The organism is Legionella steelei (assembly GCF_001468005.1).
In the GTDB taxonomy this organism is placed as follows: domain Bacteria; phylum Pseudomonadota; class Gammaproteobacteria; order Legionellales; family Legionellaceae; genus Legionella; species Legionella steelei.
The window spans coordinates 1-15,244 of the sequence record NZ_LNYY01000002.1 but is presented as its reverse complement, the minus strand read 5'-3'; the positions used below and the strand labels follow the sequence as shown (position 1 = coordinate 15,244).

Below are 15,244 nucleotides of genomic sequence, written 5' to 3'. Positions count from 1 at the left end.
CTAAAATCGCCCTCACGTTCCTTTGTAGGGAGTATTAATTTAGTAGAACAGTAAATCATTTCAGGATATAAAAATATCTTTAAAATAAGGTGGTTTTTATCCATGTTATTTTTTAAATTGGAAATTATTGAATCAATCATTTCCGCTTACTTTTTGAACATCAGTGGTTTCATATAAAATATTTTAGTAGTAATAATGATTAATAACTACTAACTACTGTTAGACCCCTTTTTTAGGTTTATTATTGGAAGGGGGTTATAGCCCCCTTATAGATCAAGCTGCAACAGTTTTAAAGACAGATTGACGGTGTTTTAATAAAACCCTATTTATAAACCCCCTTGTATAAGGAGGTAGATCAATCTGGTTTATGGAACAGGTCTATAAATGTGACTTATAAACCTGATTTATAAATCGTATTGATAAATATGGTCTATAAACCCCTTTTTTGTTTGCTCTTTTATCCACATTTTCTGAGGATAACCCTGTGCAATAGTGGGTGTTTTGACAGCAAAATAAGGGTTTGATTTCAAAAAAATGGTCATCTAGGATAAGATCTGCAGTTTTGCATGGGAGAGCGGTCAACGATGCTAGATTTCAAATGGCGATATTTAAGCAGGATATAATGTTGATCCTGGTCGGTTCGGGTTCATTATATTAGAAACCATTTTCTAAACAAAAATTTTTAATGAGTACGAATAAAAGCAAGGCATTTTTTATCCGCACTCATTATATTACCAAGGTTTCATATTGAAAGGAGATGGGTTAAATATCGGTTGTTCTTCTTCCTCAGCCTTTTTAGGTTCTATATCCTTATTAGGCTCAATTTCTTCTTTTGTAGAGGATTTGCCTTTATTAGAAGGCTTGGGTTCCTTCGAAAGTGGATTTGGAGCAATACTTTGTTCTTTCGTGGCTTCATCCTTTTCTTGTGCTTTTGGACTGGGTATTGGTACTAAATTATTTGCCAGCCGTTGGATAAATGCATCGTATAAGGCTAATGTTGGCATAGTAATACGAAGAGAACGTATGTTTCCTTCCTCATCTTGAATGAGTTGTAAACACTCATCGGAAAGATTATTTTCTTCTTTAAATTCATTGAATTCTTTTATAATCGCTTCCATGAATTTTTTTAATTCTTCTCTTTGTTCTTCAGTTAATTCATTAGGTTCACAAAGCAATTTAATGGTAAGGGTCATTGATTCGCGATCACTATCAACCAGCAATTTCCCATCAGCAATTAATTGTTCAATTATTTCTGGGTCAAAACTAGACTCTAAATCAAGTGCTTCACTATCTCCCATGGAAGCAAACTCGCCTATCAATTCATCAGTAGTTTCAACTATTTTTCCTGATTTAGTGAGCGATTTATCTTCACCAGAACTTGCTTTTTCCTCGGAGGTTTTACCAGAACCACCATCACCTCCACCGCCTCCTCCACCATGTCCAAAACAACGACGGGTAGGGGCTATTTCTTTAAAACAAGTTCGACAGCGTACTTTTGCTCCTTCAGCAGCAGCCTCTTTTTTTTCTACCTCTTTCAGTTTTTCTTTTTCTTTTTTTAATAGTTCTAATGTGAGTGCGGCTGAAGAAGTTTGTTCTTTGGCTTTACCTGCCGTGGTTGGTTCAGGGACGGGCTGATGTTTTTCTTTCTCTTTTTCATTGTCTTTTTTCATAAAGGATACCAAATTTAAATTTATAAACATTATGACAATTATACACAAATATTAAATTATCTGCAAAATTTATGTAAAAATACGCCACTATTTAAGTGATTTGTCTTATTTTGGTGCAAAATTAGTGTTAAATAGTATTTATATCGTTGTGCAAAACAAATTGGCATAAATATTCTAAACTTAACTGTAAGAAAAGAAATAAAAATTGCAAGGTATGGGGTGAAATTAATTCATTCGGTGAAGGGGTGATGGGTATTGATAGCCATCTACACCCAGTACGAGTGATTAGATAAGAAAATAGTTGAGGTTTTATATGGCTGATACATGTACAGGCGGGACAGTGGCATGCTGGATATCAAGTCAGGTCAATATATTAAATAATATTGCAAATAACTTGCTTCCTGTAGAGCGCTTAATTACAGGAGCAGCGTATCTTATCGGTTGCGCCTTTTTATTTAAGGGAGTTTATTGTTTAAAGCAATATGGTGAACAACGAACAATGATGTCGAGTAATACCAATGCTAAAGAACCAATAACCTATTTGTTAGTGGGTACAATGCTGATTTATTTTCCAACGACTTTTGCGACATTCATGCAATCTTCTTTTGGTTATCAAAATGTTCTTCAGTATGCACCGGTTAATAGCGGTAATTCGACTCTTGATACCTTATTTGGTAGTGGAAGTGTTGTGGGAAGGCCATTGACGATTATTATTCAAGTCATCGGTCTCATTGCTTTTGTAAGAGGGTGGGTATTAATTGCACGCGCTGCAGGTTCGGGTAGTCAACCAGGAGCTACTGGAAAGGGTTTAATCCATGTATTTGGTGGAATTCTAGCGGTTAACATTATAGGTACTCTTGAGATGATTAATAACACACTCTATGGGTCATGACGCGTAGACACGCTATACATCCTTCTATTCGGGTCAAATTTAATTTTTGGGGCTCTATCTCGCGCTATTGATATAGCAAATAAAGAATTAATGTGTTTGCGGATGCAAGATAATAATTTTTTGTTAGGTAAGGCGTCAGTTTAATGTCCCTCTTAGTCGATGAGCCAAAAATTCATAGTAACCTATCATAAAAAAGCAATTTGAGCTGTAAAAAAAACGTAAAAAAAGGCTCACCCAAAGGGCGTGTAATTTTTTTAGTTTAAAATGTGCGCAACACTTCTATTTTTGTTTTTCTATTATGTCTACATCCAATAAAGAAATTGCTCAAATTCTATCAGTGAACAAAATGTCTGGTGAATTGGCACAACAAGAGTTCATTCATTCAGTACCAAAGACTGAATCGGGTGCAATTGATTTAGCACAAGCGGAGCGCATAGCTGAAGGTGGGACTCACATACTTTATCGATTTTCAGATGCGCCTTTTGTTATTAAGTTAATGAAACAAAATCCCAATCCTACAGAGCTTGAAGAATTAGAGAAAAAATATGCTGTTTTATACGAGTGCTTTGATAAAGATGGAAAACAACGCTGCATCCGGGAGCAACATGTTACATGTCAAGTACAACTTCCTGGAAAAGAGTCTCAAAGTGCTGCGTTATCCATTGTTCCCTATGAAAAATGCTTCAAATCTAAAGTAAAATTTGATTTTAAAATAGAACCCGCAGAACTTGATATTTATTTGATGGAGCATAACCAGGATTTGTTTGATAAGGCACATAAAACGCTTACTCATAAAGACGATACTGGAGTAGATTTTGAGCTTAATGATTATGCGTTCATTGATGAACGAATCGGTGCCATTTTGCAACGTTTGGATAGCGATCCCAAGCTTCGGGAAGTCATGATTGAATTTTTAAATCATTATCGTGATTTTTATCAAAGGACTAATATCATCCTGGATGCCATGGGATTTGAAAACATTCTGTTTTTTAAAGATGAAAAAGGTGATTGGCAATTTAAAATAGGAAGTGCGATAAAGCATGATACTGGAAAATACACGCAGGAGTTGTTTGATGCATTACATTCTGGAAAAGAAGTCGATTTAACAAGTTTTGTTAATTTTACTCATGCCTATTTTTCACCGGCAAACATTAGAGCAGTCAATGTTTGTGCCATGAAACTTGGTTTAGAGCCTGTGATTCATGATGTCACCATCGATTCAAAAGATTTATTGAGAATATCTCAAGAATTATCAGTAGGAGAACGAATGCTTGCCTACGCACGGCATGGTGATTTTGAAAAAATAAATAAAATTTTCCAAGATAATCAGGGTGAGCTTAGTTTTAATCTCAGAGATTTCTGGACATACTCTCTCATCGCTGATGAATACATCAAGCATGGGCAGCCACCAACAGCACTTAAAAGTTATCTAGATACGGTGAGTCAACTGCCTGTTATCTTGCCTGAAAACGAGGAGGATGCAAAACGAGTAGAAGACACAAAAAAAACCATTATAGACCGAAAAAACATGCATGATAAAAAAATGATGCTTCATCAAGAACTCACAACTTTTGTACGTAATAAAGGGCAACTACAAAAAATAATTGATTCTGCTCATACTCCCGCTGTAAGTTATGCTTATGTTGAATCTAATGAACAACACCAACACGGACTTGCAAAAACTTCTCTTGCTCTTGGCAAAAAAAATGTTCAATCCACAGGTACTGAAAATTCCGTAGATGGTAATACGAGCTTTCCAGCCTCTTCACTGAGTAAAATTGTATTTACTTATTTGGTGTTACAGCTGGTCAAAGAGAAGCAAATCGATTTGGATGAGCCATTACTTTCTATTCTTCAACAAGAAGGCCATGAATATGAACGATTCAAGGTGGATGGTGACTATCCTGAAAAGGCTAAAAAATTAACTGCTCGACATGTATTGTCACATACCACAGGCTTGCCCAATTGGGCTCCCAATTTATCTTCACCACTAGCATTTGATCCTAAGTCAGAGCTAGGTAGTGGATATTCGTATTCAGGTGAAGCGTTTCTTTTTTTACAAACAGTCATCGAGACAAAAACGGGTAAAAATTTAGAAAAGTTGGCTAAAGAGTATGTGTTTGATCCTTTAAAAATGAGTCGCTCTACGTTCCAGCCTCAATCAGAAGACGATACAAATATTGTAGTTGTTCATACTCAGCTGGAAAAATCGACTTCCATTTTAGCAATAGAGCCACCACTTCATTCTGCCGCATCACTGCTTACAACAGCTAATGATTTTTCAAAATTGATGAGTGCTTGGTTGGATAGTATGGATGATCCCATCATAAAACAAGCATTTGAGCCAAGAAGTGATTACAGTATTGCGAAAACCTGTGGGTTAGGTTGGCATATTTATAAAAATAAAGATGCAGTCATCGCCTATCAATGGGGTGCAAACCCTAATACACGATCGTTTATTGCCATAAATGTTACAGAAAAAAAGGGTGCAGTATTTTTTACGAATTCAGAAAATGGGATGAGTATCGCCACTCAAATTTTGAATTCTCCTATTTTACCTCCTATCGGGGATATGCAAGAACTCTTTAACTATATGAGTTTTAGTCAAAGTGATGAGGCCGGATGGCAAGAAACAATTGCGGGTAAGATGTGTGAAGAAGAGGGCAGACTTGAAGAGGCAAGAATTTATTTTGAAAAAGCGCTTAAGCTAAGGCATTTGGAATGGTCGAATGCAGTTCATCAAATTTCCTCTCTAGAAAAAACAGTATTTACCGCTCCATTGGAAACTTTTGTAGGAAATTATAACAATGAAGCAGAAATCTACTTAAAAGAGGGCAGCTTAATCTGCAGGCGTTTTAATGTTGAAACAAAGCTTGTACGCATATCAGAAACCGAATTTCTGCCGGAAGAGGATCCCTCGTTTAAGCTAAGTTTCAAAAGCGATCTCGTGGAAATCCTTTCTATCCATGGGGAAAAAACCTTTTTATTGAAACATCCTTTACCAAAACCTCAACTCGAAACGGATCATGAAAAAACAGTTGGGGCAAAAGAGCAACCCTCTTTAATACCCGTTGATTTACCAAAAAAAGAAATGTTGCACGATTTGATGAAAAAAGCCTACATTCCTGGACTATCCATTGCTACTATTTCTGATGGAACACTTTCTTGGAGCGGTGCGCTTGGTATTTCTGATATGGATTCAGGAGATTGTGTTGATGAGTCTACTGTATTTGAGGCGTGCTCCTTGAGCAAGCCACTGTTTGCTTATTTAGTATTAAAACTGATAGAAAAAGACCAACTGCCACCAGATTTCCTGACACAATCCTTGCCTGAAATAGAATATGGACGCTTTAAGAGTGAGGATAAAGAAAAAGTAGCATCTTTAACGCCACAAATGATTTTGTCGCATCAAACAGGTTTGCCTAACTGGGAGCCTGCTAATAATCAACTTGAGTTCCAATTCAAACCGGGTGACCAATACCATTATTCGGGTGAAGGGTATCACTATTTACAGAGAGTAATTGAAGCAAAAATAGGTAAAAGCCTTGAAACGCTGGCACAAGAATATGTATTTACACCACTTGGAATGAAAAACAGTCACTTTGAACGTGCTCGTTTTAAGCCAGGAACACAATTTGCCTCCCGTCATAATGAACTGATGCAGCCCCAATCGTATAGAGACGAGGTCACTGCTGCTGGGTCGTTACAAACTACAGCATATGATTATGCACAATTTGTCATGGCACTACTCAAAGAGCAAATGCTGAGAAAGACAGTAATGAAAGAAATCGTCTCAACAGAAAAAGATGAAACAGCAAGAAAGAAAGAGATTCCTCAAGAAATAGTACACTCTGTATTTTGGGGATTAGGATGGGGTTTAGAAAAAACAGAGGAAGGAACATTGGCATTTCATTGGGGAGATACATCAGGCGCGAAGGCATTTGTTGCAATAAATCCTGATAATGGTTCTGCAATTTGTTATTTTGCGAACAGCCAAAATGGCTTGTCTCTTGCCAAAGAGCTAGTTACTCCTGTTGTTGGTGTAACAAAAGGTCTCGATTACCTTTGTGGCAAATATGATTATACGCCCTATGATAAACCCGGTTACAAAGAACGACATGAAGGATTAATCGCTGAATCGAAAGGCGATTATGTCACTGCAAAAATCCAATTACTCAAGGCCATTGAATTGGATCCTAAATACACTACTGAACTGACGAAACATATTGAGTGTTATGATAGGCCTGGTTGGAAAGAGCAACAGGAAGGCATAAAAGCTGAATTAAAGGGTGATTATAAAACTGCCCTAATCAAATTCAATCAAGCACTGCTTCAAGATTTAGAATCTGAACAACAGATCAAAAAACATCTTGCGTGGTTAACTGATTTGGATAACCCAATTGAGGTAAGTAAAGAAAAATTACAAGAATATACGGGCAAGTATGGACCTCATGAATTAAGCATTGAAGGAGAGTCACTTAAGCTCAAGTCATTCGGACAAAGTTATAAGCTTATTCCTGTTGGTGACCACATTTTTTCACCAGAAAACAATCTCAATTTTCGCCTTGAATTCGATAAAGAACAAGGGCACGTTGCTTATCACTTTCTCGATTTAGCATTTCAGCCCATTATAGAGAAGAAACAAAAAGCAACTGCCCCCTCATCAAAAATGACATTGGAAGAGGTGATGAAAAAAGCCGATATTCCAGGCATATCGGTTGTCACGGTCAATCATGAAGGAATTATTTCTCCGCCACTCGTTAAAGGCACTGTCAGATCAACCCAATGTGGGTTATTGAAGATGCCTGTGGCTAAAACTAAGGAAGAACAAAGCAAATTTTATAAATCGTATTACATCCTTACTGAAGAAGGTGTACTTTATTATAACAAATCAAAGGATAAGCTTCATAAGCTTGAGCTGGATGAATATCAGTTAAAAGACTTTCGTAAGAGTTTCGCCAAAGACGAACAAATAGATATCTTGTCCGATGATCAATTAAGTGAGATTACCTCAATTACAGACCATCTTCATTCAAGTCCGTCCATGGACGTAACTCCTGAAACAGTTTTTGGAGCTGCATCACTGAGTAAACCTGTATTTGCCTATTTGGTATTAAAATTAATAGCAGCCAATAACGCGAATGAAGCCCAACCTGGTCTAGGAAAATTTAACGCTAAATTTGATTTAAATACCCCGCTTTATGAAGTTTTTCCAGAGATACTAAAAAAATTCCGTAAAGAAGATGAAGATAAGGCCAAGCTTTTGACCGCAGAGATGGTATTATCCCATACGACAGGGTTACCCATTACGCATGATGAGAGCAAAGGGCTCATTGAATTTCAGTTTGACCCTGGCACAAAATATGCCTATTCAGGCCCAGGGATTGCTTACTTGCAAGAAGTCATCGAGGCAGTAACAGGCTCAAATCTTGAATCACTTGCCCAAGAACACATCTTTGGGGAAAAAGCCTTAAACATGAAGCACAGCAGCTATCATTTCGATAAAAGCAAGCCGCCTCAGGCAGCAAATAGCCTCTATACAACGCCAAGTGATTATGCCAAATTTATAGTAGCCTGGATGAATGACGAAGAGCTACAGTATGCATTTCAACCCATGGTCTCCATGAACAATGATTATTTACCTGGCAATTGGCCAATCGAAGTCAATGGATTAGAACAGGATAAAAACAATGTAGCATGGGGTTTAGGTTTTGGATTACAAACCGATAAGCAATGTGGGTGCGGTCTTATTAAAATGACAACCGATCCAAGCCAATCTTCATTTGATTGTATCGAAGGCTTATTGGATGATAGAAATGCGGTCATTTTATTTAATGATGCGCTTTTTTATGCAGATCAAACCAGTCGAACGGTTAGTAGGATTGAATTGACTGAGAGTAATCAGGATGATTTTAACAGGCTGAAAACAAAATGTACCGAGTCCTATAAATTAGCCCAAGGGGATGAATTAAAATGGATTACCGCTGTAACAGGCCATATCCATCGTGCAAGCAGAGCCTATCATTCCGGTGATATGAATGAATACAGAGCGTGGGTGGCAATGAATTTAGAAGATAAGTCGGCTGTAGTTTATTTTGCCAATTCACATAATGGACATATTCTAGCAGATTCAATCATCTCTCCAGAAGTAGAGATAGGTAACGTATTTAATTACTTTTTTCAAACCTATGGATTTGCAAGGAGTTTTGATGAGCTAGGAGGGATAACTAATTTTCATGGGGTAAACCCCAGTAGCTTAAAGAAAACTTCGGCTAAAATTGAAGAAAAACCAGATACACCAAAAGAATTAGCAAAAGGAACTACTGTGAGTGAAGAATCAGAACGACTCACTGCCTCTTTACCCAAAGCAAAAACGTTAACTTTAGGATTTTTGACACCGGAAAAGAGCAAAGAAAAAAATCAACAGGATAGTTATTGTGGATTTAAATCAGGGTTTCTCATAGGTAAGTCTTTTTAAACTAATTGCTTCGTGCCTTGGGGGGTAGCTTTGAGGTTACGAAGAAACTAAGATTAGGAATATAGAAAAGGTCGAGCAGACGGATTTAAATAAAAGCGTTATTACTTTGAGATGACACCATACCTATAAGGGAGTATACGGTGATGGATGATAAAATTTGTGAGCATTGCTATCCTGAAAAACGCTGTCATGTTAGAAGGAAAATTTTTAGTTTATTCGATTATTTTATATTCAATCCATTTATCTATGCTTTATCTAAAGCGTTTCTCCTCTCAGAGCAAGATTTTTTACGTTTTGATAATCTATTAAATAGGACGTCCATTACTATTTTTCAAAAATTAAAATTATTTACCAAAACCAATATCATTGATAGGAACCAATTTAATAATAGTGTACTTGCATTATGGGATGAGGCGCAACGAAGGGGATTAGAACTGTATAATTTTAAAGAGTCCCAATTACATACGTTGTATTTTATGTTGGTATTCAATAACAAAAAATATTATTTTACGCAAACCCCTATTTCTCTTCTTTATCAAAAAAATACGTACTTTGATGAGGATACCAAATACGATAATAAATGGATTCTCAAAAAGAAATTATTAAACCAAAAAATCCCCTGTCCCGTAGGAAAGGTTTTTATTTCCAGTAAAAGCGCTTATCAATATGGCATTGAATTAGGATTCCCTCTTGCTGTGAAACCCGTATCCGAATCGCTAAGTATTCATGCCTTGTGTACTATTCAAACGCCAAATGAATTAAAAGAGGCAATTAAAATAGTAAAACAAGTTGATTTTCGTGTATTGGTTGAACAACATATTCCTGGCAATGTTTATCGGTCATTAATTATTGATGACTCATTAGTCGCTTGTGTGATGCGACTGCCTGGAAGCGTGATCGGTGATGGTCTCAGTACTTTGGCTGAATTAATCGATAAAAAGAATAAAGCTGCAGGTGGTAGTGATTCACGCAAAATTAATCTCAATAGTTATTTGAAGAAAATACTAGAGGCTCAGGGAGTTGCATTTAACACAGTAATAAACAAAGGACAACAAATCTTTATTTCAAAAAAAGTGACTATAGGTAGTGGTGCAAAAATTAGTAATGTTATTGATCTGATCCATCCAGAGAATAAACTGTTATTGGAACGAGTACATAAAGTACTCAATATACCCCTTACGGGTCTTGATTTTATTTGTCAGGATATTTCTCTTCCATGGCATAAGCAACAATTTGGCATTATTGAAAATAATAGCTTTCCCTATATCGACTTGCATCTTAATCCCTCTGATGGAACGCGAATCAATGTGCCAAGTATCATTTGGGACTATGTATTAAATGTTTTAGGTCAAAGAGAATGCGATGGCTCGATTAAAATAGATTAAAATCGGCTAACGTTCTCTTGTTTATTCACTTTTTTAAAAATTGTTCTGTGCTGTGAATGGTATAAACAATTAGATGATTATTAATAGAGCAACGCACAATATCCAAATTATTGTACTTGTTATATAAGGGTATTGATAACCCTTATAGTTTTTCTTTCGAGTAAAAAAATCAATAATTAGCACAGGGACAACAGAAAAAAACGTTAATAAGATGACTAATGCTACGGATTCTGCACCTTGCTGAAAAGGCATAATCCTTATCAAAAAGGCCAGTGTATCGTGCAAAAATTGATGTAGATAAAAGATTACCCCAACAAACAAAAAATCAAAAGTATAGATAAACCAAGAAGCAGCAAACAGTGGTAGAAGTAATTTAGATCCTTTTATTGCCCATAGCTTCTTGAAGGATTTGCTAAACTCCTCTGAAAAAAGAACCATAACAACACCGAAGAGAACAACTAAAGCAAATAACATTTATCTGATCCTTTTCTCAACTTCGTTCAATGCTTCCTAATGTGTTACCCAGTTGCATTGATAAATCATCATCATCTTCTTCTTAGGAATGTTTTTTTAATACGTTCAACTGCACGACGAATTTTTTGTTCAGGTCGAGCGCTAAATGAATTCCCATTGAAAAAATATTCCTCACCTTCAGGAGATTGCTTAGAAAAAAAGTAATTAAACACACAACACCGAGGGGCGTCACATAAAACCGGATTCACAGCATGCCAAGAGGATCGATTTGTTTCCATCACAAGCAGGCGATTAAAAAGACTAGGAACAACAATGCAATTTTTTATTTCTTTATCCCATAGTTCATAATTTCCACCATTTTCGAGTCGCCAATTAGGGGACACATAATAAAGTACATTTACTGTTCGATAGTGTTTTCTGTCTACAGCATGCGAATTATCCAAATGAGGGTTAAGACGAAATCCTTTGAGTAATGTACTAATTCCACCTGCGTACTCTGATGGATCAGGAATTTGGTTTTTAATCTCGGTTATTTCTTCAATCAAAGCGACAACTCGAGGATCTTGAATTGCAAAATTAATATCTTGCAATAAACTGGATACATCTTTTAGGTGGCTGTATTTTAGTTTTAACTTTCCAGGAATATTTAATAGATGCATGTCACTTGGTTTAGGAAAGTTAGCATATATTTTTTCAGCAATTTCAGTTGGAAGAAGGTTGTCTAGTGTAAAATAACGGGCAACTTTTATAGAATGCTCAAGAAAAAACTGTTGTTTCGACTGTTCTTTAGTTTCGCTTAATCTATCTACAATCAGATCCGTTAATTGATTTCTTGTATTAGTTGCCATTTTTAAATCTTATATTTGTATATTTATTAAAATAATAGTCTATTTTTTATATGGATTTTTTGGGATATAGAAACCAAGATTGAATTCAAATGATGAATAGGACTGTTTAAAGTTCATTTATAAGATATAGAGTATTTACAAAATCCTCTTTGTATTTTAGCTAAACATCTGGGGCTTTTTATGAGATAATCTTTTACAATAAGCTTATGGCGATAATTTTTAACAGTTCGGTTCAGGGTTTTGAATGGTTTTTGATCAGAAATTAATGGCAATAGCCAGAAGTCTTTGTCAATCTTTGACGTTCTTGCCCAATGGAAAACGATACACTTTGATAAAGACCCCTAACCCAGTAGTGGGAAGACATCGGTTGCTACAATTAGCAGCCTATTTTTATTTGAAAGGGGTTCCATGACAACTAAACGAGATAATTTACATAGTGGCAATAATCAACAGTATGATGATATTGAATATGCTATTTATTGTGACGGACTTGAAAAACAATATAAGCAGGCAAAAGAGGACTCTTTATTTGAAGTATTAAAAATACTGGATCTAGATGAAGAGCATTCGGACAACGACTTAATTCAAGCAGTTAATTATTTTAAGAAAAATGATGGCTGTATAGGAAAAGATGCGCCTGTTAATTTTTTGACTGAACGTGAAAAAAGAATACTTAATAAAGATGGTAAGTTTCGTTCGGGTCTCTACTGTATGCTGCTATCAATAAGATTTTCTGAGGCCATTCAGAACAAATCAGTATTTTTACAGCATTCATTAAAATTTGCTTTTGATAAGCCCTAATTCCTGAGGCTTTGTTATCTCTGGTGGAGTATATGGAGGCATGTTTGAGGAGAATGGCCGTAACAGTGAGGCTGGTTAAAGTGCTAGATAGTGGTGAGAGTGGTTTTGTTAAAACCGAGTGCCTTAGAGGCTAATCATAAAGGATATTAATTTTATCTAAACAGATCAGAATGCGTTCCTGTTCTTTCAAAAATAATCGCATCAGATTCTAGTTTGTAAATTAAAAGCCAATCAGGTTCTACATGGCATTCACGGCGATTAGCATAATTACCTGTTAATGCGTGATCTCGATTTTTTGATGGTAATTTTTCTTGGTTTAAAAGTAATTGCATGATCTTAAAAACCTTATTAAGGTCTTTGCCGCGTTTTTTTATAAGTCTAATATCCCTTTCAAATTGGTTCGTGGTTATGGGTTTAAGCATTAGCTTTCCAACTTATCAAACATATCTTTGGCATTCTTATAATAATTAAGATTCTCACCATGATCAGTATGCTCAAATGTTTCTTGGGTTGTTTTATTTGGGATACAGATATCAAAAGGGATCCCATGTACTAATTTAATTTGACGTAAGTAAATTTCAATAGCTTCTGATACTGATAAACCCAATTCATTTAATACGGACTCTACTTCCAGTTTCAATGCTGGTTCTACTCGTGCTCTTACAGTTGCCGTTTTCATTTTTATCTCGAAAAATCATGATGATTTAATTGTAGCACAAAAAGGCCACGTTATAAAAATTTAATGAAAAAAATGATTTGATGCTTTTGGGGTAGATAACGTACCTTATCTACCCCAAATGAGGTAAAATGAAAAAAACACTCATGGAGAATGTCTTGAACGTATTGGATCACCAAAATAGCAAAAATCGAAAGTTTGGGGTAGATAAGGTTTTTTATCCTTTAGATGTTCATTTTGATACCAATTCTTTGTCTGCCTGGTTGTTATTTTATGTTCAGGTTCATGTCAAAGGTGCACCTGATAAAACAGTCCAGGCGAAACAAAAAGACTTATCTAAATTTTTAAATTTTTTTCAGGTCGAAGTAGGACATGACCAGGTAGATAATTGGACACCAGCAGTAAGTAAACAATTTCAACGTTCCTTATGCAATACCATTTCGGAGAAAACCGGAAAAGCATACAAAGCGACTTCCATTAATCGGACAATGGCAACAATTCGTCATGCAGGCCGATGGCTTTATCAACAAAGACCATTAATCGCAGGTGACCCGTTATCCGGGGTTAAGGATTTACAAACTGATGCGCCAGAATGGAATGGCTTAAATTCAAAACAACTTATGCGTTTAAAAGCAGCGTGTGAACAACGAGCCAAAATATGCACCCGAAAAAATCAAAATGCATTACTGGAAACGGCAGTATTTTATGTGTTACTAGGAACAGGCTTACGGGAATCTGAGCTCGTTACTTTAAATGTACACCAGTATCATTCGAAAGGACTTCATTCTGTAGTACGACATAAGAGTAAACGGGTGACTATAAAAATTCCTTTACCTCAAGAAGCTAGGGAACATTTGGAGCATTATTTAAAAAGCCGCGTTTCAGAACCTGACGAACCATTATTTATTAATAGGGCTGGGAATCGTATTAATACTCGGAATATTTTTAGAATATGTCAGCGTGTCTTAAAACAAGTGTTAGCACTATTACCAGAGAACGAGCGATTTGAATTTACACCCCATAAGCTCCGGCATACTTTCTTGAAGAAAGTGACTGATAAACATGGAGTGCATTTTGCACAGGAGCTTAGTGGGAATGTGTCCATTAAGGAAATTTTTCGTTATGCAAAACCCAGTCAAGAAGAGATGCAGTCGACCATAGAAGAATTATTTGAAAGTTAGGAAGCCGAGAGAGTCTATCAATAGGTTTTAGACTATGTGATTTGGTTCTATCAAATTATACAATCGGCATCTTTTGATAGCTAAAAGTGTAGGTGCTTCAAGATCACGATAGGCATCACAAGGGTGTACTCTAGTGAGAGTAATGAATTTATTGCAATGTAAGTAAATGTCTTATATACTAAATGTAAGACATTTACTTACATTGCTGAGGTATTTATGGCTCGCACAATGACTGTTGATTTGGGTAGTGAACTTCGTGATTATGTTCAGTTTCTTGTTGATTCAGGAGATTATAGAAGTAATAGTGAAGTATTAAGAGAATCGCTGCGCCTGCTTCGTGAAAAACAAGCGGCTTCAAAGCTTGAACAGTTGCGTCATCTTATCGATGAAGGGGAGGGGAGCGGCGATCCATTAATGTGGAACGCGGAAGAATTTCTTGAGCGAATGAAGAAAGCCCCTCATGCTAAATAAAACATATCGCCTTTATCCAAAGGCTATAGAGGATCTTGAGTCAATCTATTTATACAGTACGCGCGAATTTGGTATAAAAAGAACAGAAGATTATATTTTGGCAATTGAAACAAGCTTCCAATACCTTGCAGATGATCCACTTATTTCTCGAACATGTGATTATGTCCGTCAGGATTTGAGGGCTTTCAATGTTGGTTCTCATGTTGTTTTTTTCAAAATGACCCATTATGGTATTGCAGTTATTCGGGTGTTGCATCAATCTATGGATTTTAATAGACACCTTTAATTGCTCTTGTAGGGGGTTGAGGTCCAATGGTACGAAAACGTACGCTAAGGAAAATCCATATTTTCTGATAAGTTATTGAATG

General features: G+C 36.1%; 12 protein-coding genes. 7 read left to right on the top strand and 5 right to left on the bottom strand.

The genetic code is table 11. From position 1 onward, the window contains the following. Positions 1-731 precede the first annotated feature (731 nt). Positions 732-1,670 (bottom strand): hypothetical protein, encoded by a 939-nt coding sequence (locus Lste_RS00730; protein WP_058509175.1) that lies wholly within the window; start codon positions 1,668-1,670, stop codon positions 732-734. A gap of 313 nt (positions 1,671-1,983) precedes the next feature. Here Lste_RS00730 and Lste_RS00725 point away from each other — a divergent pair, with 313 nt between their 5' ends. The 3 genes from Lste_RS00725 (at position 1,984) to Lste_RS00715 (ending at position 10,425) form a co-directional block, all read left to right on the top strand. After that, the gene (locus Lste_RS00725) at positions 1,984-2,562 is read left to right on the top strand and encodes a hypothetical protein (protein ID WP_058509174.1); all 579 of its coding nucleotides are present in this window, start codon (positions 1,984-1,986) and stop codon (positions 2,560-2,562) included. A 298-nt stretch (positions 2,563-2,860) separates the two neighbouring features. Further along, entirely contained in the window at positions 2,861-9,040 is a 6,180-nt protein-coding gene (locus Lste_RS00720; RefSeq protein WP_058509173.1) for a serine hydrolase domain-containing protein, read from the top strand. Positions 9,041-9,183: 143 nt separating this feature from the next. Continuing rightward, positions 9,184-10,425, top strand: a complete 1,242-nt coding sequence (locus Lste_RS00715; protein ID WP_058509172.1) for a hypothetical protein — start codon at positions 9,184-9,186, stop codon at positions 10,423-10,425. 69 nt (positions 10,426-10,494) lie between these two features. Here Lste_RS00715 and Lste_RS00710 read toward each other — a convergent pair whose 3' ends face one another. After that, complete coding sequence (locus Lste_RS00710) at positions 10,495-10,899, bottom strand: hypothetical protein (RefSeq protein WP_058509171.1); 405 nt, start codon at positions 10,897-10,899, stop codon at positions 10,495-10,497. 71 nt (positions 10,900-10,970) lie between these two features. Further along, positions 10,971-11,747 carry a 2OG-Fe(II) oxygenase gene (locus Lste_RS00705; RefSeq protein WP_058509170.1) on the bottom strand — a complete coding sequence of 259 codons (777 nt, stop codon included), beginning with the start codon at positions 11,745-11,747 and terminating at the stop codon, positions 10,971-10,973. A gap of 408 nt (positions 11,748-12,155) precedes the next feature. Here Lste_RS00705 and Lste_RS00700 point away from each other — a divergent pair, with 408 nt between their 5' ends. Next, positions 12,156-12,548 carry a hypothetical protein gene (locus Lste_RS00700; protein WP_058509169.1) on the top strand — a complete coding sequence of 131 codons (393 nt, stop codon included), beginning with the start codon at positions 12,156-12,158 and terminating at the stop codon, positions 12,546-12,548. A gap of 152 nt (positions 12,549-12,700) precedes the next feature. On the opposite strand, the gene Lste_RS00695 is transcribed toward Lste_RS00700, so the two are convergent. Beyond that, complete coding sequence (locus Lste_RS00695; protein WP_058509168.1) at positions 12,701-12,970, bottom strand: type II toxin-antitoxin system YafQ family toxin; 270 nt, start codon at positions 12,968-12,970, stop codon at positions 12,701-12,703. Further along, on the bottom strand, positions 12,970-13,227 hold the full coding sequence (locus Lste_RS00690) for a type II toxin-antitoxin system RelB/DinJ family antitoxin (RefSeq protein WP_058509167.1): 258 nt from the start codon (positions 13,225-13,227) through the stop codon (positions 12,970-12,972). The genes Lste_RS00695 and Lste_RS00690 overlap by 1 nt, the downstream gene beginning before the upstream one ends. Before the next feature lie 128 nt (positions 13,228-13,355). Here Lste_RS00690 and Lste_RS00685 point away from each other — a divergent pair, with 128 nt between their 5' ends. The 3 genes from Lste_RS00685 to Lste_RS00675 all read left to right on the top strand — a co-directional run bounded on the left by Lste_RS00685 (position 13,356) and on the right by Lste_RS00675 (position 15,162). After that, complete coding sequence (locus Lste_RS00685; protein WP_068310833.1) at positions 13,356-14,405, top strand: tyrosine-type recombinase/integrase; 1,050 nt, start codon at positions 13,356-13,358, stop codon at positions 14,403-14,405. A 216-nt stretch (positions 14,406-14,621) separates the two neighbouring features. After that, entirely contained in the window at positions 14,622-14,876 is a 255-nt protein-coding gene (locus tag Lste_RS00680) for a type II toxin-antitoxin system ParD family antitoxin (protein ID WP_058509166.1), read from the top strand. Continuing rightward, complete coding sequence (locus Lste_RS00675) at positions 14,866-15,162, top strand: type II toxin-antitoxin system RelE/ParE family toxin (RefSeq protein WP_058509165.1); 297 nt, start codon at positions 14,866-14,868, stop codon at positions 15,160-15,162. Before Lste_RS00680 ends, Lste_RS00675 begins: the two co-directional genes overlap by 11 nt. The last annotated feature ends 82 nt before the right edge of the window (positions 15,163-15,244 follow it).